Source organism: Spirosoma spitsbergense DSM 19989 (assembly GCF_000374085.1).
Lineage (GTDB): Bacteria > Bacteroidota > Bacteroidia > Cytophagales > Spirosomataceae > Spirosoma > Spirosoma spitsbergense.
The window spans coordinates 1-1,428 of record NZ_KB893524.1 but is presented as its reverse complement, the minus strand read 5'-3'; the positions used below and the strand labels follow the sequence as shown (position 1 = coordinate 1,428).

The window sequence follows — 1,428 nt, the reverse complement described above, 5'->3', positions numbered from 1 at the left end:
GCTGGTACTGTCGTGAAAAGCAAATTTTGAGATAGGATTTTTTTCATATCTTTGGACTACAAGTAGGACAACTCGGCTTCGGCCAATTGATCCCGTGTAGTCCCGCTGGTCGGGACTATTTTTTTGTCCTTCTCAGCCCGATTCGCTAAGTACTTAGGGTCATAATCAACCCCGTGACGCCACAAGGCGTAGGCCATCAAAAGCAATCGCTTTTGAACCGCCACGTAGGCTTTCATCTTAATGCCGCTACGTTCATAAACCCGCGTGTAAAGCGCTTCACAAGTGGGTTCATGAAAACGAACTGCATTGAAAGCCGGCATATGCAGAATACGACGTAGACGACTATTGCCTTTCTTAGAGATGCGCGTTTTGCCCGAGTGGTTACCCGATTGGTTTTCCACCACATCATAGCCCGCGTAGCTGACCAGATGCCGCTGATTAGTGAAACCCTCGAAGCCGTTGGTTTCGGCCACCAACACGGCTACCGAAAGCAGGGCCAACCCCTTAACCTTGACCAAGGCGTCAACTTTGGGCTTGAGTACAGGGTCGGTTTCAATGAGTTCCTTGATGGCTGTCTCCAAAGCCGCTAGCTGGGCATCGTAAACGGCGATGAGCTTCGTTAACTGCTTGTCGATGAAGCTACTGTCAAAAGCACTGTGTTCCAGGGCATGTTGCTGGTTAGTGGATTGCGTTTTAAGTTCCTGTAATCGTTGATGTTGACGCGTGAGCAACCGAAGCCCATAGAGATTTTTAGAGAGCGGTTTCCACAAAGCCAACTGTTGTTCAAGACCCATACGTGAGAGACCTTGAGCGTCAATTTTGTCATTTTTTGATTTGTAGCCCAGACTTTTGAGGTAATGTTTAGCCTTATTGGGTAAGAGAATACTAACGGATTGATCCTGCTGATGGAGATACCAAGCTACCGCTTCGTGGTAGACGCCGGTCGATTCCATCAGGTAGGTTAGGGGTAACTCTAGCTTACGGTGACGAGCCACCCAGTTCACTAAAGCAGAGAACCCCGTCGGTTTGTTAGGCACTTTAGTGGTGGCTTTAACCGTGACCCGTCCGGTGGTATCAATCACGGACAGGCAGACCTGGAGGTTGTCTTTGCTAATGTCGAGTCCGACGCAATAACGCAGATACGTTTGCATATAGGAAGGGGCTAAAAAAAGTGAAACATGAACCTGACCGCACCGGCGGCCCGGTACTTTCCTAACTCTTGCACATCGATTGCAGATCACAAGTCTGACTTGCGTCTATGGGTACTGTTGGAGCTTATTGGAAAGGGACAAGGGAGCCAGCACAACCAGCCTGTTCAAGATCACCGGGAGGTGTCTCAGCGGCCGACCCGAGGTACTGACTACCCGTGTCAGGTCTTACTCAAAAATTGCACTTTTTTGGACAACCGCAATCGAAAACAAAGATATG

Annotated in this window: 1 protein-coding gene; it reads right to left on the bottom strand. The window is 49.1% G+C overall.

Annotation, left to right across the window (positions count from 1 at the left end; translation table 11 throughout):
• Window positions 1–56 precede the first annotated feature (56 nt).
• On the bottom strand, window positions 57–1,151 hold the full coding sequence (locus B157_RS0113595) for an IS110 family RNA-guided transposase (RefSeq protein ID WP_020603865.1): 1,095 nt from the start codon (window positions 1,149–1,151) through the stop codon (window positions 57–59).
• Between the last annotated feature and the right edge of the window lie 277 nt (window positions 1,152–1,428).